At 59.4% G+C, this 25,443-nt stretch carries 29 protein-coding genes; 13 read left to right on the forward strand and 16 right to left on the reverse strand.

Annotated elements, in window-relative coordinates:
- The first annotated feature begins 14 nt into the window (after positions 1 to 14).
- A complete protein-coding gene (gene yghU / locus NOR97_RS12045) occupies positions 15 to 893 on the forward strand; it encodes a glutathione-dependent disulfide-bond oxidoreductase (RefSeq protein WP_257599249.1) in 879 nt (292 codons plus the stop codon).
- Between the two features lie 60 nt (positions 894 to 953).
- Here yghU and NOR97_RS12050 read toward each other — a convergent pair whose 3' ends face one another.
- On the reverse strand, positions 954 to 1,742 hold the full coding sequence (locus tag NOR97_RS12050; protein WP_257599250.1) for an SseB family protein: 789 nt from the start codon (positions 1,740 to 1,742) through the stop codon (positions 954 to 956).
- Positions 1,735 to 2,346 carry a uracil-DNA glycosylase family protein gene (locus NOR97_RS12055; protein WP_374041582.1) on the reverse strand — a complete coding sequence of 204 codons (612 nt, stop codon included), beginning with the start codon at positions 2,344 to 2,346 and terminating at the stop codon, positions 1,735 to 1,737. Before NOR97_RS12055 ends, NOR97_RS12050 begins: the two co-directional genes overlap by 8 nt.
- Before the next feature lie 224 nt (positions 2,347 to 2,570).
- On the opposite strand from NOR97_RS12055, the gene NOR97_RS12060 reads away from it, so the two are divergent.
- The 4 genes from NOR97_RS12060 to NOR97_RS12075 are packed head-to-tail and all read left to right on the forward strand — an operon-like array spanning position 2,571 to position 7,136.
- The gene (locus tag NOR97_RS12060; RefSeq protein ID WP_170346103.1) at positions 2,571 to 3,230 is read left to right on the forward strand and encodes an ABC transporter ATP-binding protein; all 660 of its coding nucleotides are present in this window, start codon (positions 2,571 to 2,573) and stop codon (positions 3,228 to 3,230) included.
- Complete coding sequence (locus NOR97_RS12065; protein WP_170346102.1) at positions 3,208 to 4,785, forward strand: capsule biosynthesis protein; 1,578 nt, start codon at positions 3,208 to 3,210, stop codon at positions 4,783 to 4,785. Before NOR97_RS12060 ends, NOR97_RS12065 begins: the two co-directional genes overlap by 23 nt.
- Positions 4,786 to 4,790: 5 nt before the next feature.
- Positions 4,791 to 5,624 (forward strand): 3-deoxy-8-phosphooctulonate synthase, encoded by an 834-nt coding sequence (gene kdsA, locus NOR97_RS12070; RefSeq protein WP_257599251.1) that lies wholly within the window; start codon positions 4,791 to 4,793, stop codon positions 5,622 to 5,624.
- 15 nt (positions 5,625 to 5,639) lie between these two features.
- Positions 5,640 to 7,136, forward strand: a complete 1,497-nt coding sequence (locus NOR97_RS12075; protein ID WP_257599252.1) for a phosphomannomutase/phosphoglucomutase — start codon at positions 5,640 to 5,642, stop codon at positions 7,134 to 7,136.
- Positions 7,137 to 7,183: 47 nt separating this feature from the next.
- Here the strand turns inward: NOR97_RS12075 and NOR97_RS12080 are convergent, their stop codons facing one another.
- Positions 7,184 to 9,139, reverse strand: coding sequence for an AsmA family protein (locus tag NOR97_RS12080; protein WP_257599253.1), 1,956 nt, complete (start codon positions 9,137 to 9,139; stop codon positions 7,184 to 7,186).
- Positions 9,140 to 9,233: 94 nt separating this feature from the next.
- On the opposite strand from NOR97_RS12080, the gene rimO reads away from it, so the two are divergent.
- Together rimO and NOR97_RS12090 are read left to right on the forward strand one after the other, a co-directional pair.
- Positions 9,234 to 10,622, forward strand: coding sequence for a 30S ribosomal protein S12 methylthiotransferase RimO (gene rimO / locus NOR97_RS12085; RefSeq protein ID WP_257599254.1), 1,389 nt, complete (start codon positions 9,234 to 9,236; stop codon positions 10,620 to 10,622).
- Between the two features lie 112 nt (positions 10,623 to 10,734).
- Complete coding sequence (locus NOR97_RS12090) at positions 10,735 to 11,094, forward strand: hypothetical protein (protein WP_257599255.1); 360 nt, start codon at positions 10,735 to 10,737, stop codon at positions 11,092 to 11,094.
- A gap of 133 nt (positions 11,095 to 11,227) precedes the next feature.
- On the opposite strand, the gene NOR97_RS12095 is transcribed toward NOR97_RS12090, so the two are convergent.
- Positions 11,228 to 11,416 (reverse strand): hypothetical protein, encoded by a 189-nt coding sequence (locus NOR97_RS12095; protein WP_170346096.1) that lies wholly within the window; start codon positions 11,414 to 11,416, stop codon positions 11,228 to 11,230.
- Positions 11,417 to 11,646: 230 nt separating this feature from the next.
- Here NOR97_RS12095 and NOR97_RS12100 point away from each other — a divergent pair, with 230 nt between their 5' ends.
- Positions 11,647 to 11,889: a CDGSH iron-sulfur domain-containing protein gene (locus tag NOR97_RS12100; RefSeq protein ID WP_170346095.1), complete on the forward strand. Its 243-nt coding sequence runs from the start codon at positions 11,647 to 11,649 to the stop codon at positions 11,887 to 11,889.
- On the opposite strand, the gene NOR97_RS12105 is transcribed toward NOR97_RS12100, so the two are convergent.
- The 5 genes from NOR97_RS12105 to NOR97_RS12125 all read right to left on the reverse strand — a co-directional run bounded on the left by NOR97_RS12105 (position 11,890) and on the right by NOR97_RS12125 (position 13,827).
- A complete protein-coding gene (locus NOR97_RS12105) occupies positions 11,890 to 12,150 on the reverse strand; it encodes a DUF6455 family protein (protein WP_257599256.1) in 261 nt (86 codons plus the stop codon). It abuts the gene before it with no gap.
- Complete coding sequence (locus tag NOR97_RS12110) at positions 12,150 to 12,419, reverse strand: DUF6455 family protein (protein WP_170346093.1); 270 nt, start codon at positions 12,417 to 12,419, stop codon at positions 12,150 to 12,152. The genes NOR97_RS12105 and NOR97_RS12110 overlap by 1 nt, the downstream gene beginning before the upstream one ends.
- A gap of 14 nt (positions 12,420 to 12,433) precedes the next feature.
- Positions 12,434 to 12,685, reverse strand: coding sequence for a DUF6455 family protein (locus tag NOR97_RS12115; RefSeq protein WP_117867945.1), 252 nt, complete (start codon positions 12,683 to 12,685; stop codon positions 12,434 to 12,436).
- Positions 12,686 to 12,754: 69 nt separating this feature from the next.
- Positions 12,755 to 13,123 (reverse strand): YigZ family protein, encoded by a 369-nt coding sequence (locus tag NOR97_RS12120; protein ID WP_170346092.1) that lies wholly within the window; start codon positions 13,121 to 13,123, stop codon positions 12,755 to 12,757.
- Positions 13,120 to 13,827 (reverse strand): M48 family metallopeptidase, encoded by a 708-nt coding sequence (locus tag NOR97_RS12125; protein ID WP_257599257.1) that lies wholly within the window; start codon positions 13,825 to 13,827, stop codon positions 13,120 to 13,122. The genes NOR97_RS12120 and NOR97_RS12125 overlap by 4 nt, the downstream gene beginning before the upstream one ends.
- Positions 13,828 to 13,947: 120 nt before the next feature.
- Here NOR97_RS12125 and NOR97_RS12130 point away from each other — a divergent pair, with 120 nt between their 5' ends.
- Positions 13,948 to 14,196, forward strand: a complete 249-nt coding sequence (locus NOR97_RS12130) for a hypothetical protein (protein WP_170346090.1) — start codon at positions 13,948 to 13,950, stop codon at positions 14,194 to 14,196.
- Here the strand turns inward: NOR97_RS12130 and NOR97_RS12135 are convergent.
- The gene (locus NOR97_RS12135; RefSeq protein ID WP_171168874.1) at positions 14,184 to 14,459 is read right to left on the reverse strand and encodes a DUF167 domain-containing protein; all 276 of its coding nucleotides are present in this window, start codon (positions 14,457 to 14,459) and stop codon (positions 14,184 to 14,186) included. The two genes, NOR97_RS12130 and NOR97_RS12135, sit on opposite strands and share 13 nt — an antisense overlap.
- 135 nt (positions 14,460 to 14,594) lie before the next feature.
- Here NOR97_RS12135 and NOR97_RS12140 point away from each other — a divergent pair, with 135 nt between their 5' ends.
- Complete coding sequence (locus NOR97_RS12140; RefSeq protein ID WP_257599258.1) at positions 14,595 to 15,173, forward strand: nitroreductase family protein; 579 nt, start codon at positions 14,595 to 14,597, stop codon at positions 15,171 to 15,173.
- Positions 15,170 to 15,868 (forward strand): EI24 domain-containing protein, encoded by a 699-nt coding sequence (locus tag NOR97_RS12145; RefSeq protein ID WP_257599259.1) that lies wholly within the window; start codon positions 15,170 to 15,172, stop codon positions 15,866 to 15,868. The genes NOR97_RS12140 and NOR97_RS12145 overlap by 4 nt, the downstream gene beginning before the upstream one ends.
- A gap of 6 nt (positions 15,869 to 15,874) precedes the next feature.
- Here the strand turns inward: NOR97_RS12145 and NOR97_RS12150 are convergent, their stop codons facing one another.
- Entirely contained in the window at positions 15,875 to 16,147 is a 273-nt protein-coding gene (locus NOR97_RS12150; protein WP_117867937.1) for a DUF1467 family protein, read from the reverse strand.
- A gap of 23 nt (positions 16,148 to 16,170) precedes the next feature.
- On the reverse strand, positions 16,171 to 16,575 hold the full coding sequence (gene mce / locus NOR97_RS12155) for a methylmalonyl-CoA epimerase (protein ID WP_170346086.1): 405 nt from the start codon (positions 16,573 to 16,575) through the stop codon (positions 16,171 to 16,173).
- A gap of 136 nt (positions 16,576 to 16,711) precedes the next feature.
- Here mce and NOR97_RS12160 point away from each other — a divergent pair, with 136 nt between their 5' ends.
- Entirely contained in the window at positions 16,712 to 17,431 is a 720-nt protein-coding gene (locus NOR97_RS12160) for a response regulator (RefSeq protein WP_257599260.1), read from the forward strand.
- 172 nt (positions 17,432 to 17,603) lie between these two features.
- Here the strand turns inward: NOR97_RS12160 and aspS are convergent, their stop codons facing one another.
- The 4 genes from aspS to NOR97_RS12180 all read right to left on the reverse strand — a co-directional run bounded on the left by aspS (position 17,604) and on the right by NOR97_RS12180 (position 21,857).
- On the reverse strand, positions 17,604 to 19,382 hold the full coding sequence (aspS, locus tag NOR97_RS12165; protein WP_257599261.1) for an aspartate--tRNA ligase: 1,779 nt from the start codon (positions 19,380 to 19,382) through the stop codon (positions 17,604 to 17,606).
- 77 nt (positions 19,383 to 19,459) lie between these two features.
- Positions 19,460 to 20,131 (reverse strand): CPBP family intramembrane glutamic endopeptidase, encoded by a 672-nt coding sequence (locus tag NOR97_RS12170; RefSeq protein WP_257599262.1) that lies wholly within the window; start codon positions 20,129 to 20,131, stop codon positions 19,460 to 19,462.
- Positions 20,128 to 20,775 carry an aminotransferase class IV family protein gene (locus tag NOR97_RS12175; protein WP_257599263.1) on the reverse strand — a complete coding sequence of 216 codons (648 nt, stop codon included), beginning with the start codon at positions 20,773 to 20,775 and terminating at the stop codon, positions 20,128 to 20,130. Before NOR97_RS12175 ends, NOR97_RS12170 begins: the two co-directional genes overlap by 4 nt.
- Entirely contained in the window at positions 20,730 to 21,857 is a 1,128-nt protein-coding gene (locus NOR97_RS12180) for an aminodeoxychorismate synthase component I (RefSeq protein ID WP_257599264.1), read from the reverse strand. Before NOR97_RS12180 ends, NOR97_RS12175 begins: the two co-directional genes overlap by 46 nt.
- Before the next feature lie 190 nt (positions 21,858 to 22,047).
- Between NOR97_RS12180 and carB the strand changes: the two genes are divergently transcribed.
- The gene (carB, locus tag NOR97_RS12185) at positions 22,048 to 25,392 is read left to right on the forward strand and encodes a carbamoyl-phosphate synthase large subunit (protein WP_257599265.1); all 3,345 of its coding nucleotides are present in this window, start codon (positions 22,048 to 22,050) and stop codon (positions 25,390 to 25,392) included.
- The last annotated feature ends 51 nt before the right edge of the window (positions 25,393 to 25,443 follow it).

Genomic DNA, 25,443 nt, shown 5'->3' on the forward strand with positions numbered 1-25,443 from the left:
AAGAAAGGCAAGTGATGAGCGACCAATCCTCGTATACCCCTCCAGCGGTCTGGACCTGGGACAGTAAAAGTGGCGGACAATTCGCCAACATCAACCGGCCGATCGCCGGAGCGACCCATGACAAGGACCTGCCGGTCGGACAGCATCCTCTTCAGCTGTACTCGCTCGCGACACCCAATGGCGTGAAAGTCACGGTGATGCTGGAAGAGCTGCTGGCACTTGGTCATGAAGGCGCTGAATACAACGCCTGGCTGATCAACATCGGAGAAGGCGATCAATTCAGCTCGGGCTTTGTCGAGGTCAACCCGAACTCGAAAATCCCCGCGCTTTGGGATCGGTCGGGCGACAAACCTGTTCGGGTTTTTGAAAGCGCCTCGATCCTGTTCCATCTGGCCGAAAAGTTCGGCGCGTTTCTGCCGGCTTCCGGCCCCGAGCGGACCGAGGTGATGAACTGGGTATTCTGGCAGATGGGCAGCGCGCCGTATCTGGGCGGTGGGTTCGGGCATTTCTACGCCTATGCACCCGAGAAATGGGAATACCCGATCAACCGTTTCGCCATGGAGACCAAGCGCCAACTGGATGTTCTGGATCGTGAACTGGCAGAAAAAACCTTCATCGCGGGCGAAAACTATTCGATCGCCGACATTGCGATTTGGCCCTGGTATGGTCAGTTGGTTCTGGGCCGCCTTTACAGCGCGGCAGAGTTCCTGGACGTGGAGTCCTACAAGAACGTCATGCGATGGGCCAAGGCGATCGACGCGCGCCCTGCGGTTCAGCGCGGCCGCATGGTCAACCGCACCTTTGGCGAGCCGCACACGCAGCTTCACGAACGCCACGACGCCACCGACTTCGAAACCCGCACGCAGGACAAGTTGGAAGCGGCAGCGGAATAAACATAACCCAGGCGCAGCAACACGCGGTGCAGCTTGCGCCGCGTGTTTGCGTTTGGATGGTTATTTCAGAATGGGTGGGTTGTCCGGGTTCCTGCCGGGGGCTTCACGGACCGTATCGGCAACTTGCGGCTGGGGCAGATCAAACCGAAGGCCCACCTTGGCCAACAGCGTGGCGGCGGCCTCGCTTGCGGTGAAAAACCCGACATCCATCGCGCCTGCCTCGATCCCGGAAAAGGTCAGCGCCTCGGACGCGGCCTTGGCCAAAGCGGGCTCGGCCCCCTCGATCGCATCGACAAACCCCAACAGATGGCCCTGCGCGCCCGATTTGGACTTGGTGGCGACCAGATAAGCCGCGCTGGCAAGTCCGCCTGCCGTCGCCAGTTTTGCATCCAGCGCGGTCAGCAGGTTCTGCGGCAGGCCAGCGGGCGGCAAAAACTCGGCAAGCTCTTCCTCGACCTCTTGCGGGCTGTGCTGCAACGTTTGAGCCAACCATTCCAGTGCTTCCACCGGAATCAGCATGGAAGATGGCGCCGTCTCAAGGTTCAGACCAAGCCCGATGCCCTGTCCCGACAGCATCCCCGAAAGCACCCGCCCCGACAGCGCCACATACGGCACGGGCCGCCCGGCAAACTGCGCCAGCCGGTCCTCACGATCAAAGGCAAGAACAAAGCGCCCGTCAGCCACATCGAACACTTCGGGCGAGATATTCTGGTCCCGCGCTTCTTCGGTCAGCATCAGAAACAGCTCGCTATCCGCAAGCCGTTCAAAGAAACGCAGACGGGCGGCATCACTTGTCGGGTCCGCCTGCATCGCGGCATGCGCGGTGTCCAACGCCGTGGAGTCAGTCATTCAGCACCTCTTGGACCCGTGCACGCAAAACAGGCAGCAGTTCAGCCTCGAACCACGGGTTTTTCTTCAACCATGCCGTATTGCGCCAGGACGGGTGAGGCAAGGCAAAGACCCGCGGCGCATGGTCCCGCCAGTTGCGGACGGTGTCCGTCACCGACCCGCGCGCGCCAAGATGAAACTTGTGCGCGTGACCTCCGACCAGCACGGTCAGCGGCACACGCCCCAGGTCCTGCATCACCCGGTCATGCCAGGTCTTGCGACACATCGCAGGTGGGGGAAGATCCGCATTGCGCGCATCATACCCCGGAAAGCAGAACGCCATCGGTACAATCGAAACACGGTCGCGATCGTAAAAAACCGTCTCATCAATCCCCAGCCAGTGCCGCAGCCTGTCGCCGGACGGGTCGGTGAAGGGCCGCCCCGACTCGTGCACACGGGCGCCCGGTGCCTGCCCTGCGACAAGGATCGGTGTTCCGGGGCGGAACCAGACCACCGGGCGCGGCTCGTGTGCGGTTTCTGTTTGCGCGAACCTGTCGGCACACAAGCGGCAAGCGCGGATTTCCTGACGTAAAGCGTTCATCTGATCGTGACGGTCCCTGTCCATCCAGTCTGTTGTTGGCTGCCAAAACAGATAATAACGACCGAACGCAGCACCAAGTGAATGGAAACCCTTGCTGCGCCCGACCAGACATTCATGCGCGCAACCGGGACGCATTGATCATTTGTTTCATAATTCGACATAATGTAGCCAACATGGGCCGGTAAAAAAAACCCTTTCTGGCCGCCCGCAAGTGCGACAACACGAACGAAACGAGCAGCAGACAGCGAATGCTAGAATTCGACAACGTCAGCAAATCCTTCTGGACCGGAACGCGCCGCAAGGTGATTCTGGATCGGGTCTCGTTTCGGGTCGAACTGGGCACCTCACTGGGCGTTCTGGCCCCGAACGGAACCGGAAAAACCACGCTGATCAACATGATGGCCGGTCTGGAAAAACCCGACGAGGGCGTGGTCCGCCGCGAATGCCGGGTGTCCTTCCCCATGGGGTTCACCGGTGGCGTGTCGGGAAAACTGTCAGCGCTTGAGAACGCGCGCTACATCGCCAAGATCTACGGTATGGACCCCGATTACATCGAGGCCTACTGCAAATGGCTCTGCGGTCTGGGCGAATATTTCGACCAGCCCCTTGCCACTTACTCCTCTGGGATGAGGGCGCGCTTCACCTTTTCTTTGATGCTGGCGCTGGACTTTGACATGTATCTCATCGACGAAGGGATGCCGGCGACAACAGATGTCGAATTCAACGAAAAGGCTGGGGCGATCCTGAAGGAAAGATTGCGCACGACGACTTTGGTGATCGTATCGCACAGCCCGTCCGTGTTGGAGAAATTCGCCCAGAAAGCGGCCGTACTTCTGGACGGGCAATTGTATATATTTGACTCCTTGGAAGAGGCGAAGCAGCTGTATGACTACGAAACCCAAGGTTAGAAAATACAACTGGCGCCGCGGACGTCAGACGGAAAGCTCGGCCGAGGCGCGATCGGACGCCATCTCGCGTATTCGCAACGCGACGCAAGGCCCTGCGGCCGCCGGCGAAGCACAGCCCGGGACGCAGCTGGATGACATCAAGCGCGAAGGCCTGACGGGCCGTCAATTGCGTATCGCACGACGTCTGGCGCAGAAACACGGTCTGGCCGCGACGTCGGATTATGACGCGGTGCGGTTGCTGCGCAAAAAGGGCATCGACCCCTTCCAGCGCACCAATCTGCTGGACCTTGCTGCGGCAAAACCATCGAACGGGGGTGACAAACCCAAGGACAGGATCAACGTTCAACTGCCGCAGCCCATGGGCGCCGAGAAAACGAACCTGCCCGGGCCCGAGCTCAGCCCGGCTGAGCGGCGCAATTATGAAATCAGCCAAATCCAAAAAGACATCGCACGCCGTCGCAAGCGTAAACTGTTTGGACTGTTTGCGCGTCTGGCGGCCTTTGTGTTCCTGCCGACCTTCATTGTCGGCTTCTATTTCTACCGCATCGCCACGCCGATGTATGCCAGCGATTCCGAATTCCTGATCCTGCAAGCTGATGGCGGACCGGGCAGTGTCGGCGGTCTGCTCGCCGGCACGCAATTCGCCACCACGCAGGACTCGATCTCGGTTCAGTCTTTTTTGGAATCGAAAGAAGCTTTGCTGTTGCTGGATCGGGATGCCGGGTTTTCCGATGTCTTCAAGCAGGAATGGATCGACCCGATTCAAAGACTGGCGCCAGACGCCTCGCTTGAAGACGCCTATAAGCTGTTCAAACGCATGATCACCATCGGCTATGACCCGACCGAAGGGGTCATTCGGATGGAGGTTGCCGCCCCCGACGCGCAGACATCGACCGAGTTTTCCGAGCGCCTGATCTCTTACGCAGAAGACAGGGTGAACGCCTTGTCCGGAAAAAAACGCGAAGACCAGATGCGCGACGCGCTGCAAAGTTTCGAAGCGGCGCAGGAAGCGCGCAGGCAGGCTCAGGAAGAGTTGATCGAGCTTCAGCTTCAGGGCGCGGTTCTTGACCCCGAAAACGTCATTGCCAGCCTGCGTGCCCGCATCAACGAAATCGAAATACTGGTTCAGGACAAAGAGCTTGAGCTCGCCGCGCTTCAGGACAACCTGCGCCCGAACAAGGCAAAAGTTGATGGTGTCAAGGCAGATATCGCCCGTCTGGAAAAGGTTCTCAAAGAACTGAATGCCGAGATGCAGGATGCCTCGGACGGCGAAAACTCGCTGGCGCGGTTGAGCGTGCGTATCCAGATCGCGCAGGCGGACCTGGCGGCGCGTGACATGATGCTGCAAACGGCAATGCAGCAAATGGAAGCGACCCGGTCCGAAGCCAACCGGCAGGTGCGCTATCTGACCGTGTCGGTCAACCCGGTTCCCAGTCAGGAACCCAGCTATCCGCGCAAGTTCGAAAATACGATTTTGGCATTCCTGTTGTTTGCTGGTATCTACCTGATGATCTCGCTTACCGCGTCGGTCCTTCGTGAACAGGTATCCTCATAAAACTCATGAAACATGTTAAAATCTCCGACCTGACAGTCGGCAACGACCTTCCGCTGACCATCATAGCTGGGCCATGTCAGCTTGAAACCGCAGACCACGCGCAGATGATTGCGGGCAAGATGAAAGAAGCCTGCGACGCCGCCGGGGCGCAATACGTCTTCAAGGCGTCTTATGACAAGGCGAACCGGACATCCCTGTCGGGCAAGCGTGGCATGGGCATCGATGCGGGGCTGAAGGTGCTAAGCGACATCCGCAAGACGATGGGCATCCCGGTTCTGACCGATGTTCATACCGAAGCGCAATGCGCCATCGCCGCCGAGGCGGTGGACGTTCTGCAAATACCGGCATTCCTGTGCCGTCAGACCGACATGCTGCTGGCGGCCGGCAACACCGGCAAAGCGGTCAATGTGAAAAAGGGGCAATTCCTTGCACCTTGGGAAATGACCAACATCGTCGATAAAATCGAAAGCACCGGAAATCAGAATATCCTGCTGACCGAGCGTGGCACCTCATTTGGCTACAACACGCTTGTCGCCGACATGCGCGCGCTGCCCCAAATGGCGAAAACCGGGTATCCGGTGGTGATGGACGCCACCCATTCCGTGCAGCAACCCGGAGGCAAGGGCGGGTCTTCGGGCGGGCAGCGCGAATTTGCACCGGTAATGGCCCGCGCCGCGGTTTCTCTGGGTGTTGGGGCCGTGTTCATCGAAACCCATCAGGACCCGGACTCGGCCCCATCGGACGGGCCAAATATGATCCCCCTCGACCAGATGCCCCAACTTGTTGACACATTGATGCGATTTGATGCGCTTGCTAAAGCGAATCCGATACAGATTTAACGATTGAGACTTGTTATGACCAAACCCCTCACCGAGGTAACGCCCAACAGCTGGAACTTTCTGCGCGACGCGATGATCACGCCCACCGGGTTCCGTGAATACGACGCCCGTTGGAAATATCCCGAAGAGATCAACCTGCCCGGCATGACCGCGCTTGGGCTGGGGCTTGGCACGCAGATGCACAGGCGCGGGATCGAGCCTGTAATTGCTGTCGGCAACGATTATCGCGATTATTCATTGGCGATCAAAAATGCCCTGATGCTGGGCCTGATACAGGCTGGTATCCGTGTCAAAGACATCGGCCCTGCGCTCAGCCCCATGGCATACTTCGCACAGTTCCATCTGGATGTGCCGGCGGTGGCGATGGTCACCGCCAGCCACAATCCCAACGGCTGGACCGGGGTCAAAATGGGTTTTGAGCGTCCGCTGACCCATGGCCCGGATGAGATGTCGGAACTGCGTGACATCGTACTGAACGGCGAAAGCGTCACGCGCGAAGGCGGCTCGTACGAGTTCGTCGATGGCGTCAAAGAGGCCTATATCGACGACCTGGTCGGCGATTTCAAAATGTCCCGCCCGCTCAAAGTGGTCTGCGCAACGGGCAACGGCACGGCTTCGGCCTTTGCGCCCGAGATTTTCGAGCGGATCGGGGTTGAGGTCGTACCCAGCCATAACCGTCTGGACTATACGTTCCCCAACTACAACCCGAACCCAGAAGCCATGGAGATGCTGCACGACATGGCCGCCACCGTGAAATCCAGTGGTGCCGATCTGGCGCTGGGGTTTGACGGTGACGGAGACCGCTGCGGCGTCGTCGATGATGAGGGCGAGGAGATCTTTGCCGACAAGGTTGGCGTCATCATGGCGCGTGATCTGGCCAAGCTTCACCCCGGATCGACATTTGTCGCGGATGTGAAATCCACCGGTCTGTTCGCCAGCGACCCCGAGTTGCAGGCCCTGGGCGTCAAAGCCGATTACTGGAAGACCGGCCACAGCCACATGAAGCGTCGGGTCAAGGAAATCGGTGCACTGGCCGGGTTCGAAAAATCAGGCCACTACTTTTTGGCCGAACCGATCGGGCGTGGATACGACTGCGGGATGCGTGTCGCAGTCGAAATCTGCAAACTGATGGACCGCAACCCGGATCAGAGCATGTCGGACCTGCGCAAGGCCCTGCCCAAGACCTGGTCCACACCCACGATGTCACCCCACGCCGCTGATACCGAGAAATATGATATCCTTCAGCGGCTGGTCGACAAGTTGGTCGCCAAGGGAGATGCGGGCGAAACACTCGCTGGCCGCGCAATCAAGGAAGTGGTCACGGTGAACGGCGCACGTGTGATTCTGGACAACGGCAGCTGGGGTCTGGTGCGGGCTTCGTCCAATACCCCCAATCTGGTCGTTGTCTGTGAAAGCAGCGAAAGCGAGGCTGAGATGCGCGCCATCTTCGCGGACATAGACGCCGTCATCCGAACCGAGCCCGGTGTCGGCGATTACGACCAAACCATCTGAAAACAACTGCTTGGGGCATATCCCGATGCCCCAAGCACGATGGTTGCTCAGTCGCCGCCGAATAATTTGAGCAGGCCTTTTTTTGCCTCTTCTTCAAGCTTGTTCTTGATGGCGTCTTCGATCTGATCACTGTCGGTGATCGTCGTATCCAATTCGTTGCCGACCTTATCAAAAACCTTCTGTTTGGCGTCGTCTTCCAGTTCCTTGACCTTCACATCCGCGGCCGCCTCGATCACCTTGGTCAGGTCCGGCTTGATCGACGGGTCGCTCCAGGGGCCTTTGATGTGAACGGGAACCGATATCCCCTGCCCGGAATTGGCACGCAACGCCACGGGCGTGAACAGATAGTCGATGTTGCGACCCCCCAGATCTACTGTACCGGTGCCATCTGCACGGAAATTCTTCAGTGACATGAGCAGATCACTGTTCGTCAACACGCCCTGGTCGATGGTGAAACTGGCCGTCAGGCTGTTGAACACGGTGGTTCCGCCTGATCCGGTGCCCTGCCCCATCAATCGGTCCAGATCGAGCCCGGAAATCACTCCGGGACCGACATCCAGGTTTCCCTTGCCGCTGAGGGACCGCATGATCTGATCCTCGGACTGACCAACGCCCAGAAACTCAAATGCTCCCGCAGCGGTTCCCGACAGGCGTTTGACCCCGGCCATCGTGGTCAGTGCCTGTTCCAGATCGATCCCGGTGGCGGTCACGTTGCCGCCGACAGACAGGCCGTTGCGGTTGTTGGCAACCACCTGACCCTTCAGTTGCCCCGAAAACAGCGTGGCCGGGTGCATGTCCAGAACGGCCCGCGACCGATCCAGCGACAGGGTCAGGTCACTCTTACCGAACGTCATTCCGGGCACGGCGATCGAGTTGGCCGTCAGGCGAATCTTACCGTTCGCCAAGGCCAGAGCGGACGCGTCGATAGGGTCCTTCGACCACCCCTCAGGTGCAGGAGCGTTTGCCTGAGACGTGCCGCTTGGGGCAGAACCCGTTTCGGAAATCCGCGACAGATCCAGATCACCGGCATCCAGACGGGCCACGATACGCGGCGGGTCCGAGATGGTGATATCCGCCTCACCCACGAACCGGTTGTCATCCAATTGCGCAACCATGTTCCGCATGGAAATCCGCCCGTCCTGCGTATACGTCATATGCGCTGAAATGTCGGCGATTTTGCCCAATCCGGGCGGTACAGATGTGCCAGCCTGACCGAAGGCGGCAAGCATTCTTTCAGTGTCCCGCGTCACGACCTTGATGGTTCCATCCATTTCACCCGTAAGATTGACGCGTCCTTCAAATCCGATCTCGCCGCCCGGAGCCGTCAACGCCAGTTCCAGATCAGTCACTGACCCGGCCGCAAAAGCCGGTAAATCCGGGATTTTCAGATCAACCTGAACCGCACCTCCGGGCACTGGCATGGCGGCCTCCATCACCAACGGGGCCGTCACCTCGGGCCAGCTTGTAGATAGTGTCACGCCCGAGAAGTCCATCTGCGTGACGCCATTTTCCACGTAAATCAGCCGTGCATTTGTCAGCTCCAGTTGATCCAGCGTGACCTGCCCCGAGGGCTCAGCGGGCGTGGTGCCCCCGGTCGTGGCCGCAGTTGTCGCTGTTGTTGGGGTGCTCAATTCCCAATTGCCGCGCCCATCGGATCGTTCCAACCGCAACACGGGATTGTCTGCAAAAACACGTTTGATCCGCAGATCCCCGTTCAACAGCCCGGCAGCGTCCACCCCGACGGCCAGGCTATCCGCGCTGAGCATCGGCTCCGGTCCGGCCCAGCTTGCGTTGCCGAAACGCACCGGCCCGGTCTCCATCCCGACCACCGGCCAGAAGGATATGCGCACATCGCCGGTCAGTGTCAGATCCCTCCCGGTCTGGGCCTTGACCTGCTCGGCCAGAATCGCGGCAAGCTTCTCCCCCGGCATCAGCAACAGCGCGCCGATGATCAACGCGACCACGGCCACAACAATAAACAGGATGCGCATCAGCCATTTCATAGTCTGCTCTCCGCCTTTTGGCTTGTCATTGCCGTGATCATTCAAATCACACGTCACATTTGCAAGGGGAAGCTTTCCCCACTATATGCCGCGCATGACGACGAACCCGCCAAACCTCCGCCCCGACCTGGCGCCTGCTGCCCGGATCACCGAGACGCCCCAATCAAACCAGCCGACCATCGGTATGGTGTCCTTGGGCTGCCCAAAGGCGTTGGTCGACAGTGAACGCATTCTGACCCGGCTGCGTGCCGAAGGATACGGCATTTCGCCAGATTATGCCGGGGCCGATGCCGTCATTGTGAACACCTGCGGGTTCCTTGACAGCGCCAAGGCGGAATCGCTGGACGCGATCGGAGAGGCGCTGGTGGAAAACGGCAAGGTCATCGTAACCGGCTGTCTGGGCGCAGAACCGGATTACATTCGCGAGCATCACCCCCGCATCATGGCTGTCACCGGCCCGCACCAATACGAGCAGGTGCTGGATGCGGTGCATGCCGCTGTGCCCCCCGATCCTGATCCGTTCGTGGACCTGTTACCCGCCAGCAGCGTTCAGTTGACGCCGCGCCACTACAGCTATCTGAAAATTTCCGAGGGCTGCAACCACAAGTGCAAGTTCTGCATCATCCCCGACATGCGCGGAAAGCTGGCCAGCCGCCCGGCGCATGCGGTTCTGCGCGAGGCGGAAAAGCTGGTCGACAATGGCGTGCGTGAATTGCTGGTGATTTCGCAGGACACCTCGGCCTATGGGCTGGACCGCAAATACGATGTGAACCCTTGGAAAGACGGTGAAGTACGCAGCCATATCACCGATCTGGCGCGTGAACTGGGGCAGTTGGATGCCTGGGTGCGGCTGCACTATGTGTATCCCTATCCGCATGTGCGGGACCTGATTCCGCTGATGGCGGATGCCGGGTGCAACGTGCTGCCTTATATGGATATCCCGTTTCAACACGCCCACCCGGACGTTCTGAAACGCATGGCACGCCCGGCCGCGTCGGCCAGAACGCTGGATGAAATCAAGGCCTGGCGCGCGATCTGCCCGGGTATCACCCTGCGATCGACCTTTATCGTCGGCTATCCGGGCGAGACCGAAGCCGAATTCCAGACCCTGCTGGACTGGATGGACGAGGCACAACTGGATCGTGTCGGGTGTTTTCAGTATGAAAACGTGGATGGCGCGCGCTCGAACGACCTGCCCGATCACGTCCCGGCCGAAATCAAGCAGGAACGCTGGGATCGCTTCATGGAAAAGGCTCAGGCGATCTCGGAGGCCAAGTTGCAGGCGAAGGTCGGACAGACGCTTGAGGTGATCGTGGACGAGGTCGACGACGAGGCCGCCACCTGCCGCACCAAGGCAGACGCGCCCGAGATCGACGGCAACCTGTTCATCGATGAAGGGTTCGAAAACCTCAGGCCCGGTGACATCGTCACGGTCGAAGTGGACGAGGCCGGAGAATACGATTTGTGGGGTAAGCCCGTCTAAGGTCTGACACCGCGTCGAGCACACGGCATATGGGCAAAGCGTGAACCGAGTTTACTGGCCGAACACGCGGTCAGACCCGATCTTGGACTGAAAGCCAATCACGGGGGTTTTCATGTCTCATATCTTCAAGCTTGGCCGGAAGGGTGTGATATTCCTGATCGCTGCGCATTTCGTGGCCACCCCCGGTTACGCCCAGCCCACACAGGTCGGCTCTGCCGGATTTATTGTGGTCGGCGGCAAAAATCTGAGCTTTCACAAAAACGGCCGTCACAAGATAAACCGGTATTACGTGGCCCCGAAAGCCAAGTCACACGCCAAGCACCCCAAGGCGCATATCAAAAAACCGACCACGGTTTATCGATACACCGCCCCCAAACGGCGTGTCATCGGGCATATCCCCTATGGGTCGGTCAAACGACAGAAATTCAAGTCATTCAAGTTCAAGCATTCCTACGGCTTCAAAAGGCACTAAACAGGGGTCGCACCCCGCGACAAAGCACTTGCCGACAGCCGCAAAAAAGCAGGCAAGAAAAAACCGCCACGAATGGCGGCGGTCGTTCCCGAAAGGGTGCAGGCGGTCCGCGTCCGGGCCGCCTGCGAATGGCTTACTGAGTAACCGGATTACAGACCGTCTGGCCTGCTTCGGTTGTGGCAAGCTCATAGCCACCCGGGCAGCTGGGCGTGCCGGCTTTGTCATAGCTGGGCTGAACGTAAACAGGTGTCGGTTCTTCCTGCTGCGCACAGGCAGTCAGGATCAGTGCAAATGCGCCAACGGCGGCGAGTTTCAGTTTCATGTCCGTCAATCCTTTATTACTTTTCTGATATTGCCCAGCTTTTCGGGGCCGGTTTCAGAATACGGGTTGAACGACTATCTGGCAACTGAATCGATCACGACTTCGTGAGTCACAGCGAATCCATGCCAATCCAATGGCGCAATGACGTTCCTTGCGGCGTCAAACCTATCCTTCTGACTGCGACGCCCTAAACTGTTGCAGCACATTCAGCCAAAAGACGGAGAAGCCACATGTCAAACGCACCCATCATTGCCCGGAAATCGCCCTTTCCGGTCGAGGTCGTTCAGGGAAAAACCTATTTCTGGTGCGCCTGCGGAAAATCCGGCCGACAGCCGTTTTGCGATGGCTCGCACAAAGGCACCGGATTTGAGCCTGTGAAATATACAGCGGAAGACAGTAAGAAGGTTTTCTTCTGTGGGTGCAAACACAGTTCGAAACCGCCTTTGTGCGACGGAACGCACAACGGGCTTTGATCAGGTTTTCAACCCATTCAATATCTCGGCATTCGGGCAAAAATCCGGGGCCGTGGCCGCTGTGCCCTGTTGCCGGGCAAGCCAATACTCGCATTGCAAATCACATCCGGCAGCGCGACACCGCGTGACAAGCTCGGCGTATTGTTCCGGCGAAAGGCGTCCTTCGGCCATCACTTCGGTCATGGAAATGCCCATACAGCGCGAAACCGAGCGTGTAAGCCAGAAATGCTTTTCGATTTCCCCCAACGCGACCTGAGACATCAAGCGTGCTCCTTCTGCTTGGTTTTGAGGGCGGCAAAAAACGTGCGATTCGGGCATGTCGACGGTGCCTGTTCAACCTGTTCGCGCCGTTCCAACCATTCCGGGCAGTCCTTGGCCCAGGAACAGCCGCGGCACTGCTGCACGATTTCAGCCCATTCTTCCTGTTTCAGATGACCGCTCCGATAGGCCGCGGCCAAATCGGCTCCGGTTGCCTGCCCCATGCGCAACACCAAACGCAGATGGGTCATGATTTCGCCCAGACGTGTCATGGCACACCCGTATGTCAAGGCAGGAGATTGTCGAGCAATTCCTGGTTTCGGCAGTATTCGGGCGTACGCCGAGCAGAACCGGGATTGTTCAGCAAACTCTTGCAGTGATCCGGGTTCGGGCAGTCGGTACAGCGCAAAACAGCGTCAGAGATCTGGTCCACGGAAACGGAGCCATCAATGGCGGCTTCCTCAAGATCAATGTCCAGCATTCTGGCCATATCGTCCACCAATCCGGCATGCAGCCGCAGGGTCTCTTGGGTAGGCATGCTGTTTCCTCTCGCTTTCACGCTGTGTCCAAAGGGTAGCGCATCCGCGAGGGCAAACATTGACTCAGGTCAAGATTGGATGCCGATGTGATCCAGATAGGCCCGCGTGGCATCCTGAACACGGCGAAAGCGATCCCCGCCCAGTTTCTTGCCGCCATACCAGCGCGTCACGACAATTACGTGATTTTTCAACCCGGCGCGTTCGATCATCCGAAGGATCACCATACCCGCGCCGCTTTCCCCGTCATCGGCCTTCAACGCGCCGGTCGGCAAAGCCGCAGCCCAGGTGTTATGGGTAGCCTTTGCATAGCTCTTGTCGGATTTCAAATCCTCCAGAACGGCGTCGATTTCAGCCCGCGTCGTGACCTGCGCGCCTGACACCGCGTATTTCGAGCCGCGATCCGTCAGGACGACACCCAGACACGTAAGCGCGGTCATTGGGACAGACCCAGTTGCTCTGCTGTCTCCAGCACGATCTGAACGCGTTGAGCATTTGGCGGGTGGGTTCCCAAAAACCTGTCACCGGGATCCGGGATGCGATCAAAGAATTTTGCCCCAACCAACGGATTGTATCCCGCGTTATAGGTGATGATGGTTCCCAACTGGTCTGCCTCCAGCTCAAAGTCTTTCACATAAGCCTGAACGCCGACCTGCGCGCCCAGCTTTTGCGCCTCTTCTATGGCGGCGGCGTCCCCGCCGCGCAACTCTGCCACCCGCCCGAACTCGGCCGCGCTGGCGCTGGCGATTTCACTCTGCCTGGCGATGTGTCCCAACACGTGGTGGGCTGCTTCATGCCCCATGACAAACGCCAGTTCATCCGCGTTCTGGGTGGATTCGATCATCGAGCGGGTGAATATGATCACCGGCTGCTTGTTTTCATCCAGCGTCTGGAATGCATTGACCGAAGCCTGTGGGTTCAAGTCGACAAGAATCCGAAAGTCGCAATTCTGCCCGGTCGTCTGTTTCAGACACTGTCTGCGGGCTTCCGCCCCAACGGCCCGACTGACCTCTCGGAAGGTTTGCACCATCGGTTCGGCCTCTGGCTCATCCCCCCGCCATTCCTCGGCGGGTTGGACGCGCAAGGCCCCCTCTCCACATGCCGCAAGCAGCAGGGACAGCAAAAAAACAAACCATCTGTGCATGTCATATCCTTTGAGACCGAATGGCCGTGATTTCAACATAGTACGACCGTGCCGGCGAAACCACACCGCCGGTTCAACGAACGGCTTGCATTGCGCCCCGGCGGCTTGCACTCTGGCCTCATGTTTACGATTGAGCATGAATTCGACTCGACGGTCATTACGCTTGTGGACGAAGGCGAACAACCTTTGCAGGAAGATGTGGTGATCAACAATTTCGCGGAATGCGTCACGCTGGAACAACTTGATCCCCGCACCGATCAAATACAGAAGATCACGTTGTCGCCCGAGCAGGTGCGGGATCTGGCGGCCGCGCTGGATCTGCCCGAAGGTGTTTATCAAATTCGCGAAACCGGACCTCAGGGGTCATAGGAAAACAGCTTGATCCGTGCGGCTTGCCCCTGCTTCAGCATCAGGGTCGAGGGCGCGACGCCAAGACATTCTGCAAGCAGCAACTGCACGGCCCTGTTGGCCTTGCCGTTTTCCGGCGGGGCCGTAACGGATACCTTGATCTGACCGTCTTCGACGCTCACCCGATCGCGGGCCGCCTTGGGCGTCACCTTCAGTTTGAAAACGGCCCCGGCCTGCGCCATCGCGCTGAGATCCGGCAGATCGCGCAGTTTGGGTTTCGCCATTGTCTCCTCTTTTTTCTCAAAGTCTTGCACGAAGCACGTCGTAATGAAATTGATCCAAGCAATCCATTGGCGTGCCCTTGAAACGGGCAGAATACCGACCAAGATACAGAGTCCCGATGTAAAGGAAGTTAACATATGTCCCTGAAAAACCCCGCCGCTCTGGAGTTTTTGCAGTCGCGCCGGTCCCGGCCGGCCAAGACACTGGTTGCTCCGGCCCCAACCCGGGAAGAGTTGCTGCCGTTGCTGACGGCCGCCGCCCGCAGCCCCGATCACGGCAAACTGGAGCCCTGGCGATTCATCGTTCTCGAAAAGGGCGCGATGCCACGTCTGGCGACCCTGACCGAGGCCTGCGGGCAAAGGCTGAACAAAAGCCCGGAAGACATCGCCAAGGCGCGCAGCCAGTTCGATATGGGGCATCTGGCCATCGCGGTCATCGAGGTTCGCAAGCAATCCGAAAAGATTCCGGCCATCGAACAATCCTACTCTGCTGGCGCGGTCTGTCTGGCGCTGCTGAATGCCGCGCTGGCTGCGGGCTGGGGCGCCAATTGGCTGTCGGGCTGGCAAACACATGATCGCGCGTTCTGTGTCGATGCTTTCGGGCTTGCCGAAAACGAACGCGTGGCCGGGTTGATTCATATCGCCACCGAGGGCGCGACCCCGCCGGAACGCCCCCGGCCCGATGTGGCCGCGTTGACAGAGTGGGTTTCGGAATGATCATCCTGAACGCCTTTTTCAGCGCACTTGGCCAGACCGGAGATCCCAAGTTCCGTGCCGTTTTGCTGCGCGGCGTGGGGTTGACCATTCTGCTGCTGGTTCTTGCCTGTGCAGGCGCAATCTGGTTGATCAACTGGTTGTCGGGCAGCGAAATCTCATTGCCGTTCGTGGGGGCTGTCCCGTGGCTGAACGACGTTCTGAACTATTCCGGTATCGTGCTCGTCCTGATCCTGCCCGTTTTTTTGATGGTGCCGGTCGCATCCGCCATCACCTCGATCTTTCTGGACGAGGTGGCACAGGCGGTTGAGGACAAACATTTTCCGGCGTTGCCGCCCGCTCGGCGTATCCCGGTCTCAGAGGCGGTAATGGACGGTCTCAGCTTTTTTGGTGTTCTGATTGTGGCAAACCTGCTGGCGCTGATCCTGTACGCAATTTTCACCCCGCTTGCGCCTTTCATCTTTTGGGCGATGAACGGGTTCTTGCTGGGGAGGGAATATTTCACCCTGGCTGCGATGCGAAGAATCGGGCGCGACGGGGCACGCAAGCTGCGGTCCAAACACTCGACAACGATCTGGGTGGCGGGCACCTTGATGGCCATTCCGCTTTCAGTGCCGCTGGTGAACCTGGTGATCCCGATCATCGGGGCCGCCACGTTCACCCATATCTATCACGCCGCGTCGGGCCAAAAGGCCTGACGGGGATTATCTTGGCTCCAGTTGGTTCAGCCAGTCGAAATCCCGCACCGAGATCACGCCCGACAGGATGATCCCGGCGATGATCGCCCACAGAACCACAGAGATACCGGTGGTGATCCACATCTTTCTTTTCATGTGATGCACTTCCGGCGCGCCCGCATGCGTGCCGGGAACGATGTCACCCAGATCGCCCTGGGTTTTGATGCGAATGGGCAGCACCACCAACAACGTCATGAACCAGATGACGGCGAACAACACCAGCGCGGCAGTAATGGTCATTTCGGGCCCTCCGGGGCTGGGGGTTATACCTGCTCCAGCTCGACCAGGCAGCCGTTGAAATCCTTGGGGTGCAGAAACAGAACCGGTTTACCATGCGCACCGATCTTGGGCTCACCTGATCCCAGAACACGGGCTCCGGTCGCTTTCAGATGATCACGGGCCGCGATGATATCCTCGACCTCGTAACATACATGGTGGATGCCGCCGGCCGGGTTCTTTTCCAAAAAACCGTTGATCGGGCTGTCATCACCCAGCGGATACAGAAGTTCGATCTTGGTGTTGGGCAGTTCGATGAACACGACCGTGACACCGTGATCCGGCTCGTCCTGCGGCGCGCCGACCTTGGCGCCCAGCGCGTTGCGGTATTGCTCGGACGCCGCCTCAAGATCCGGTACGGCGATGGCGACGTGGTTCAGACGTCCAATCATGTCTCACTCCTGCTGTCCTGCGTTGCATGGGTTATGGGGGCTGACCCGCCAAAGGACAAGTGCGCCAAATCGCGCGTTAACGTCGTGTTAGCCAGAAGTTCCTAGCGTGAAGCATCTGCTGCATAGGAGAGCTGCCATGGACGATTCGGGCCTACTTGCCACCACCACCGCCGCGCCCACCGCGACTCGACCCTTGCTGGGTCAGACCATACTGGTTGTCGAAGACAGCCGGTACGCTTGCGATGCCATCCGCCTGATGTGCCTGCACAGCGGCGCGCGCATTCGCCGTGCGGATTGCCTGAAATCGGCCCGAAGGCATCTACAGATCTATCGGCCTTCGGTCATCCTGGTCGATATGGGCCTGCCGGACGGATCCGGCGCCGACCTGATCGCCGAATTGGCCGAGGCCACGCCCCGTATCAGTGTCATCATGGGCCTGTCGGGCGATGACGGCAGCGAAGACATGGCTCTTGCGGCCGGAGCGGATGGGTTTTTGTCCAAGCCGCTAAAATCAATGTCTCATTTTCAGAAATCCATTCTGGAACGCCTGCCGGAGGATCGGCGGCCCAGCGGGCTTCATGCGGTGCGCGATGAAATCATCCGCCCGGACCCTCTGGCCTATCAGGACGACATGGCCCATATCGCCGATGTGCTCGCAGGTCCCAACGATCATCGTACCTTGGACTACGCCGCTCAGTTCCTGCACGGCGTCGCGCGCGAGGCAAATGACAGGCCCTTGGCGGAAGCCGCGCGAAAGCTGGCATTGTCACGCGCAAACGGGACGCCGATCATGGCGCAGGCAGCGCAGATTGCCGGGATGGTGCAGAACCGACTGGAACAGCGAGAGGCGATTTGAAATGGTGACAGCCTATTTCATCACTGCGACCCTTCTGTGCATCTGGCTGTACCGCCAAACACGGCATGCCGCGCGTTCCATACGCGTCAATCGAGACAATCTGAAAAACCCACTGGACTGACACACGCAGCCTGCGTGAAAAAAACCGCCCGCGACAAGCGGGCGGATTTTTTTACTGGTCCTGAGGGATAATGCGAAGACCCAACTCCATCAACTGATCCGAGGTCGGATCCGAAGGTGCGTCCATCATCAAGTCTTCGGCACGCTGGTTCATCGGGAACATCATGACTTCGCGGATATTGGCCTCATCTGCCAACAGCATCACGATCCGGTCGATACCAGCCGCACATCCACCGTGTGGCGGGGCGCCGTAGTGGAAGGCGTTGAACAGTGCGCCAAAGCGGGATTTTACTTCATCCTCGCCATAGCCTGCCAGTTCAAAGGCCTTCAGCATGATTTCCGGCTTGTGGTTCCGGATCGCGCCTGAAACCAGCTCGTACCCGTTACACGCCAGATCATACTGGTAGCCGCACACATCCAGCGGGTTGCCCTGCAACGCCTCCATACCGCCCTGCGGCATCGAGAACGGGTTGTGTTCAAAGTCGATGGCGCCGGTTTCTTCGTCCTGTTCATAGATCGGGAAGTCCACGATCCAGGCAAAGGCAAAACGGTCTTTTTCGGTCAGATTCAATTCCTCACCGATCACGTCACGCGCCTTACCGGCGACCTTTTCAAAGGCTTTTGGCTTGCCGCCCAGGAAGAAGGCTGCATCGCCAACACCTAGACCCAGTTGCTGACGGATTGCCTCGGTGCGTTCGGGGCCGATGTTCTTGGCCAGCGGTCCCGCAGCCTCCATCCCCTCACCCTGATCGCGCCAGAAGATATAGCCCATCCCCGGCAGACCCTCTTTCTGGGCAAAGGCGTTCATGCGGTCGCAGAACTTGCGGCTGCCGCCGCCTGGCGCGGGGATCGCCCGAATCTCGGTGCCTTCCTGTTCAAGCAGCTTCGCGAAGATTGCGAAACCGGAACCGCGGAAATGCTCGGAAACCACCTGCATCTTGATGGGGTTCCGCAGATCCGGCTTGTCGGTGCCATACCACAGCGCCGCGTCCTTGTAGGAAATTTGCGGCCAGTCCTGATCAACCTTGCGCCCGCTGCCAAATTCTTCGAACACGCCGGTCAGAACGGGTTGAATGACGTCGAACACGTCCTGCTGTTCGACAAAGGACATCTCGAGGTCCAGCTGGTAGAAATCGGTGGGCGAGCGGTCGGCGCGCGGGTCTTCGTCGCGAAAGCAGGGCGCGATCTGGAAATACTTGTCGAAGCCCGACACCATGATCAGCTGCTTGAACTGCTGCGGGGCTTGCGGCAACGCATAGAATTTGCCCGGATGCAGGCGCGAAGGCACCAGGAAGTCGCGCGCGCCTTCGGGCGACGAGGCGGTGATGATCGGCGTCTGATATTCGCGAAAGCCCTGATCCCACATACGTTTGCGCATGGACGCAACCACGTCTGAGCGCAGGGTCATGTTCCGCTGCATCGCCTCGCGGCGCAGGTCCAGATAACGATAACGCAGGCGGGTTTCCTCGGGGTATTCCTGATCGCCGAAGACCATCAGCGGCAATTCGTCGGCGGCCCCCAGAACTTCCAGCTCGCGTACATAAACTTCGATCTCGCCGGTGGGCAGTTTCGGGTTCACCAGGTCCGGGTCACGGGCTTTGACGGTGCCATCGATGCGGATGCACCATTCGGACCGTACTTTTTCCAACTCGGCAAAGGCGGCGCTGTCGCCGTCGCACAGGATCTGGGTTACGCCGAAATGGTCGCGCAGGTCGATGAACAGCACGCCCCCATGATCTCGAACCCGATGCACCCAACCGGACAGGCGAACGGTTTCTCCAACATTGGCGGCGGTCAAGGCGGCGCAGGTGTGGCTGCGATAGGCGTGCATGGAATATCCCTTCGGGCGCAGAATTCGTCGCGCCGATACACCCTGTCAGACCCGGAAAGTCAAGGCGGGTCGCCCTTTCAAAACGGCCTTTGCACATTGCCTGAGTAGAAATAGACACCCAGCCCCACCGCAAAGATGATATTGCCGGCAATCGCGTGCAGCAGTACCGCATAGAAGAATGACCCGCGCTGCCGGTAGGCCCAGGTGAACAGTAGCCCGCCGACAAATGTCATCAGGGCGACGATCCAGCTCCAGTACATAAGGTGTGCGAACGAGAATATGGCCGCGTTCAGCAGATAGGCCGCACGCCCATCCGGCAGGATCGCGTGATAGCGGCGAAAGAACAAAGGGCGGAACAGCAGTTCTTGTGGCAGCGCTGACAACAGTGGGTACCCGACCCAGATGAGCGCCAGCATTTCGGGGCGGTGCGTCAGCAGGAAGAACGCGGCTTCCGGGCGCGTGATCTGAATCAGCCCAACGCAAAAGGCAGAAACGATGGCAGAGAACAGAGCCAACTCGCGCAGGGTCCAGTTGGCCCAGCCGTAACGAAGCTCGGCCCATTGAAACCCGGGCGTCCGGTGCAGCAGCACGATACCAAGCCCGGTCAGTGCAAACAGGGCCGGAAACATCCAGTTCGGTGGAAAGAGAACAGCGATCAGCAACGGGAAGCCGATATAGAACAGGCCAAATTCCAGCCGCAGCCGTCGCAATGCAACCGGCGGTTCGACCATCGTGCTGTTTTTTGTCACCCGTCTATCAGCTCCACCTCGATCAGTCCGCGCAGTGAATTTCCGATCCGCACAGTTTGCGCATTTTTCAGGTCGGTCAAGGTCAGCACGGCTTCGGCGACCGCTTTGTTTTCCAGCAGTTCTTCGCGCAGTATCCCCGGCAAGAGCCCACAGGACAAAGCGGGCGTCAGAACCCGACCATCAGGCATTTCCAGAAACAGGTTCGTGATGGTGCCTTCACAAAGCTCATCCAGTTCATTCAGAAACAACAGCTCGTCCACCCCCTCGGGCAGTGCGGCGCGCGAAGAGTCATAGAGCGCACGGCGCGTGGTCTTGTGACGCAACCAAAGGTCATTCGAAGCCAGACGCTGATCTGACAGAGCGACGCGCCAGAACCCGGGATTGTCCACCAGGTCGCCGGTTGTCAGATCGATCGAGCCCGACACATTCAGCGTAAGGCGGCAACGCAGCGGGGTGTCACACGCGGCGCTTTTCAGCCGGGCGGTCGCTTCATCGGGATTGAAAGGAATCTCGAACACCTTCGCAGTGCGGGCCATTCTTGCAAGATGGCGGTCCAGCCTGACAAAGCCCTGATCCGGCCGGAAGGCCAGTGTTTCGATCAGGCTGAAATCAGGTTCAGCTGGCGGGCGAAGCGGGCTTTCCATAACGCCTCCTCATACTCTGACGGGGCGGTGCTGTCCCAAACGACACCGCCGCCTACGTTCAGAGTGGCCTGATCATCCTCAAGCATCAAGGTGCGGATGGCCACGTTGAACTCGGACCGACCATCAGGCGCGGCCCAACCAATCGTTCCGCAATAGATGTCGCGCGCCCATGGCTCCAGTTCCGCCAGAATTTCCATCGCGCGGATCTTGGGGGCTCCGGTGATCGATCCACAGGGAAACAGTGCGGTCAGTATTTCACCCAACCCAACGCATTTGTGCAGCTGCGCCCGCACCAGCGAGACCATCTGATGTACGGTGGCATAGGTTTCCACCCGGAACAGGTCAGGCACATGAACAGATCCGGGCAGCGCGACGCGGCTGATATCGTTGCGCAGCAAATCAACAATCATCAGGTTCTCGGCCCGATTCTTTTCGTCCGCGCTCAGAAAAGCCCGGCGGCGCGCATCCTCATCTGGGTCTTCACTGCGCGGTTGCGTGCCCTTCATCGGCCGGGTTTCGATCCTCCCACCCTCATCGGTGCGGAAAAACAACTCCGGCGAACGGCTGAGCAGATCGGGCAGCCCATCCTGTTGCACCAGTGCTCCGTGGCCCACCGGCTGCCCCGCCGCAAGCGCGGCATAGAGCGTTTCGCTGTTGCCCGAGACGGTCAGATCAATCGGAAATGTCAGATTGGCCTGATAGATGTCGCCGGCACCGATGGCGTCATGCACGGCCCTGAAGGCCTTGCCGTATCGTGCTTCATCCCAGCGCGGCCGGAATGCGCCCACTTCACCCGCAGGCGACGGAAGGGCGACACGATCCGGTGCATCATAGACCCCAAAGCACAACAAAGGCAGGCGTCGTTCTTCCGGCAAAAGACCATTGAGCCGGGGTTCAAGCGCATAGCCAAGTTCGTAACTGGCATACCCTGCCAGCCAGGCACCAGCTGCGCGCGCCTCGTCCAGTGCCGCCAGAGCCTGGGGCACGTCCTCCGCCACATCCGCGCGGATCACTTGAGACGGACGCTGAAACCGGGTTCCTCGCCCGGCCGGTCCCTGATCGAAACGAATACGCACTTGCATCCTCATTTGCCGTGAGGGGCCATATAGAGAATACTCTGCCAAGTGAAAGAGGGGAAAGCGGCAATTTCGCCCCTGTTTCCGATACCTCTTGCACCTTTTCGCGCGGTCCCTATAACGCAGGACAATTTGGGCGCTGGGGCGGTGCCCCGACTCGCTGAAATGCCTCGCGGACAATCGAAGGAACAAGGCCATGCCGAGAAGAACCGACATCCAGTCGATCATGATCATTGGGGCGGGCCCCATTGTTATCGGTCAGGCCTGTGAATTCGACTATTCCGGCGCCCAGGCTTGCAAGGCCCTGCGCGAGGAAGGTTACCGGGTTATTCTGGTGAACTCGAACCCGGCGACGATCATGACCGACCCCGGCCTGGCCGACGCCACCTATATCGAGCCGATCACACCCGAGGTTGTCGCCAAGATCATCGAAAAAGAACGCCCCGACGCCCTGTTGCCTACCATGGGCGGACAGACCGGCCTGAACACCTCGCTGGCACTGGAAGAGATGGGCGTGCTGGAGAAATTCGGGGTCGAGATGATCGGCGCCAAGCGCGAGGCCATCGAAATGGCCGAGGACCGCAAGCTGTTCCGAGAGGCGATGGATCGGCTGGGGCTGGAAAACCCGAAAGCGACCATCGTAACCGCACCCAAGCGCGAGGACGGAACCACCGATCTGGATGCCGGTGTGCAGATGGCGCTTGATGAGCTGGAAGAAATCGGCCTGCCCGCCATCATCCGCCCCGCCTTTACGCTGGGCGGCACCGGTGGCGGTGTGGCCTATAACCGCGAGGATTACATCCATTTCTGCCGCTCGGGCATGGATGCCTCGCCGGTCAATCAGATCCTTGTCGATGAAAGCCTGCTGGGCTGGAAGGAATACGAGATGGAGGTGGTCCGCGACACCGCTGACAACGCCATCATCGTCTGTTCCATCGAAAACGTCGATCCGATGGGCGTACACACAGGTGACTCGATCACCGTGGCCCCTGCCCTGACGCTGACCGACAAGGAATACCAGATCATGCGCAACGGATCGATTGCCGTTCTGCGCGAGATCGGCGTCGAAACCGGTGGTTCGAACGTGCAATGGGCGATCAACCCCGATGATGGCCGCATGGTCGTGATCGAGATGAACCCGCGCGTGTCCCGGTCTTCTGCATTGGCCTCGAAAGCGACCGGTTTCCCGATTGCCAAGATCGCAGCCAAGCTGGCCGTTGGTTACACGCTGGACGAGCTGGACAACGATATCACCAAGGTCACGCCTGCATCCTTCGAGCCGACCATCGATTATGTCGTCACCAAGATACCGAAATTCGCGTTCGAGAAATTCCCCGGTTCGGAACCCTACCTGACCACCGCGATGAAGTCGGTGGGCGAGGCGATGTCGATCGGCCGCACGATCCACGAATCGATGCAAAAGGCGCTGGCGTCGATGGAATCGGGCCTGACCGGCTTTGATGAGGTCGAAATCCCCGGCCTGAACGTGGGCCTGTGGGACGAAGCCGATGACAAGGCCGCCGTGATCAAGGCGATCAGCCAGCAGACACCGGACCGTCTGCGCACCATTGCGCAGGCGATGCGCCATGGCCTGACCGATGACGAGATATTCGGTGTCACCAAGTTCGACCCGTGGTTCCTGGCCCGCATCCGCGAGATCATCGAGGCCGAACGTCAGGTACGCAAAGACGGCCTGCCCGTCACCGAGGACGGTATCCGCAAGCTGAAAATGCTGGGCTTTACCGACGCGCGTCTGGGCAAGCTGACGGGCCGCGACGAAGACAACGTTCGCCGTGCGCGCCGCAATCTGGGCGTTTCAGCGGTGTTCAAACGCATCGACACCTGCGCGGCCGAGTTCGAGGCGCAGACGCCTTACATGTATTCAACCTACGAAGCGCCCATGATGGGCGAGGTCGAATGCGAGGCGCGCCCGAGTGACCGCAAAAAGGTCGTCATTCTTGGCGGCGGCCCAAACCGCATCGGTCAGGGCATCGAGTTCGACTATTGCTGCTGCCACGCCTGCTTCGCACTGACCGAAGCGGGGTATGAAACCATCATGATCAACTGCAACCCCGAGACGGTTTCGACCGATTATGACACTTCGGATCGCTTGTATTTCGAACCGCTGACCTTTGAACACGTCATGGAAATCCTGACGAAGGAACAGGAAAACGGCACGCTTCACGGTGTGATCGTTCAGTTCGGTGGACAGACCCCGCTGAAACTGGCCAACGCGCTCGAGGCCGAAGGCATCCCGATCCTGGGCACCACGCCCGACGCGATCGACCTGGCCGAAGACCGCGAACGTTTTCAGGCGCTGGTCAACCAGCTGGACCTGAAGCAGCCCAAGAACGGCATCGCCTCGACCGACGCTCAGGCGCTGGAGATTGCAGAAGAGATCGGCTTTCCGCTGGTGATCCGCCCCTCCTACGTTCTGGGTGGCCGCGCGATGGAGATCGTGCGCGATATGGATCAGTTGCGACGCTACATCAACGAAGCCGTGGTGGTCTCGGGCGACAGCCCCGTTCTGCTGGACAGCTATCTGGCCGGCGCGGTCGAGCTGGACGTGGATGCGCTGTGCGATGGCACCGACGTGCATGTGGCCGGTATCATGCAGCATATCGAAGAGGCCGGCGTGCATTCGGGCGATAGCGCCTGTTCGCTGCCGCCCTATTCGCTGTCGAAAGAGATCATCGCGCAGATCAAGGATCAGACGTTCAAGCTGGCCAAGGCCTTGAACGTTGTCGGCCTGATGAATGTGCAGTTCGCGATCAAGGATGACGAGATCTACCTGATCGAGGTGAACCCGCGCGCCTCGCGCACCGTGCCGTTCGTGGCAAAGGCCACCGACAGTGCGATTGCGTCCATCGCCGCGCGCGTCATGGCGGGCGAAAAGCTGGCAAGTTTCCCGCAGCGCCCGCCGTACAAGACCGTGGACGACACCAAGATCGCCGATCAGATGACGCTGGCCGACCCTGATATGCCGTGGTTCTCGGTGAAAGAGGCGGTTCTGCCCTTCGCCCGTTTCCCGGGCGTCGATACCATCCTGGGTCCGGAAATGCGCTCGACCGGCGAGGTCATGGGCTGGGACCGCGATTTCCCGCGCGCTTTCCTCAAGGCGCAGATGGGCGCGGGCATGGTCCTGCCAACCTCGGGCCGGGCCTTTATTTCGATCAAGGATGCCGACAAGGGCGCGGCGATGCTCGAGGCCGCACAGGTTTTGGTCGAACAAGGCTTCACGCTGGTCGCCACCCGCGGCACGCAAAGCTGGCTGGCGGAACAGGGTGTGCCCTGCGACGTGGTCAACAAGGTCTATGAGGGCCGCCCGGACGTGGTCGACATGCTGAAAGACGGTCAGGTGCAGCTTTTGATGAACACCACCGAAGGCGCGCAGGCGGTCGAGGACAGCAAGGCCATCCGGTCCATCGCGCTTTATGACAAGATCCCATACTACACCACCGCCGCTGCAAGCCACGCTGCCGCGCTGGCGATCAAGGCGCAGGCCGAAGAGGATGTCGAGGTGAAGTCGCTACAGGGATAACCCGCCTGAGCCACAATTGGCTCATCAATGAACGAAAAGATGCGCGCCCGT

Source organism: Ruegeria sp. YS9 (assembly GCF_024628725.1).
Lineage (GTDB): Bacteria > Pseudomonadota > Alphaproteobacteria > Rhodobacterales > Rhodobacteraceae > Ruegeria > Ruegeria atlantica_C.

Coding starts and splice junctions, on each gene's coding strand:
- rimO (WP_257599254.1), top strand. CDS start 9,234: ATGACGACGAACCCGCCAAACCTCCGCCCCGACCTGGCGCCTGCTGCC.
- NOR97_RS12130 (WP_170346090.1), top strand. CDS start 13,948: ATGTTTACGATTGAGCATGAATTCGACTCGACGGTCATTACGCTTGTG.
- mce (WP_170346086.1), bottom strand. CDS start 16,575: ATGATTGGACGTCTGAACCACGTCGCCATCGCCGTACCGGATCTTGAG.
- NOR97_RS12150 (WP_117867937.1), bottom strand. CDS start 16,147: ATGACCATTACTGCCGCGCTGGTGTTGTTCGCCGTCATCTGGTTCATG.
- kdsA (WP_257599251.1), top strand. CDS start 4,791: ATGAAACATGTTAAAATCTCCGACCTGACAGTCGGCAACGACCTTCCG.
- NOR97_RS12065 (WP_170346102.1), top strand. CDS start 3,208: ATGACTACGAAACCCAAGGTTAGAAAATACAACTGGCGCCGCGGACGT.
- NOR97_RS12090 (WP_257599255.1), top strand. CDS start 10,735: ATGTCTCATATCTTCAAGCTTGGCCGGAAGGGTGTGATATTCCTGATC.
- NOR97_RS12175 (WP_257599263.1), bottom strand. CDS start 20,775: ATGGAAAGCCCGCTTCGCCCGCCAGCTGAACCTGATTTCAGCCTGATC.
- carB (WP_257599265.1), top strand. CDS start 22,048: ATGCCGAGAAGAACCGACATCCAGTCGATCATGATCATTGGGGCGGGC.
- NOR97_RS12140 (WP_257599258.1), top strand. CDS start 14,595: ATGTCCCTGAAAAACCCCGCCGCTCTGGAGTTTTTGCAGTCGCGCCGG.
- aspS (WP_257599261.1), bottom strand. CDS start 19,382: ATGCACGCCTATCGCAGCCACACCTGCGCCGCCTTGACCGCCGCCAAT.
- NOR97_RS12110 (WP_170346093.1), bottom strand. CDS start 12,419: ATGACACGTCTGGGCGAAATCATGACCCATCTGCGTTTGGTGTTGCGC.
- NOR97_RS12050 (WP_257599250.1), bottom strand. CDS start 1,742: ATGACTGACTCCACGGCGTTGGACACCGCGCATGCCGCGATGCAGGCG.
- NOR97_RS12075 (WP_257599252.1), top strand. CDS start 5,640: ATGACCAAACCCCTCACCGAGGTAACGCCCAACAGCTGGAACTTTCTG.
- NOR97_RS12115 (WP_117867945.1), bottom strand. CDS start 12,685: ATGCCTACCCAAGAGACCCTGCGGCTGCATGCCGGATTGGTGGACGAT.
- NOR97_RS12055 (WP_374041582.1), bottom strand. CDS start 2,346: ATGGACAGGGACCGTCACGATCAGATGAACGCTTTACGTCAGGAAATC.
- NOR97_RS12095 (WP_170346096.1), bottom strand. CDS start 11,416: ATGAAACTGAAACTCGCCGCCGTTGGCGCATTTGCACTGATCCTGACT.
- NOR97_RS12060 (WP_170346103.1), top strand. CDS start 2,571: ATGCTAGAATTCGACAACGTCAGCAAATCCTTCTGGACCGGAACGCGC.
- NOR97_RS12135 (WP_171168874.1), bottom strand. CDS start 14,459: ATGGCGAAACCCAAACTGCGCGATCTGCCGGATCTCAGCGCGATGGCG.
- NOR97_RS12120 (WP_170346092.1), bottom strand. CDS start 13,123: ATGACCGCGCTTACGTGTCTGGGTGTCGTCCTGACGGATCGCGGCTCG.
- NOR97_RS12160 (WP_257599260.1), top strand. CDS start 16,712: ATGGACGATTCGGGCCTACTTGCCACCACCACCGCCGCGCCCACCGCG.
- NOR97_RS12180 (WP_257599264.1), bottom strand. CDS start 21,857: ATGCAAGTGCGTATTCGTTTCGATCAGGGACCGGCCGGGCGAGGAACC.
- NOR97_RS12080 (WP_257599253.1), bottom strand. CDS start 9,139: ATGAAATGGCTGATGCGCATCCTGTTTATTGTTGTGGCCGTGGTCGCG.
- NOR97_RS12145 (WP_257599259.1), top strand. CDS start 15,170: ATGATCATCCTGAACGCCTTTTTCAGCGCACTTGGCCAGACCGGAGAT.
- NOR97_RS12100 (WP_170346095.1), top strand. CDS start 11,647: ATGTCAAACGCACCCATCATTGCCCGGAAATCGCCCTTTCCGGTCGAG.
- NOR97_RS12125 (WP_257599257.1), bottom strand. CDS start 13,827: ATGCACAGATGGTTTGTTTTTTTGCTGTCCCTGCTGCTTGCGGCATGT.
- yghU (WP_257599249.1), top strand. CDS start 15: ATGAGCGACCAATCCTCGTATACCCCTCCAGCGGTCTGGACCTGGGAC.
- NOR97_RS12105 (WP_257599256.1), bottom strand. CDS start 12,150: ATGTCTCAGGTCGCGTTGGGGGAAATCGAAAAGCATTTCTGGCTTACA.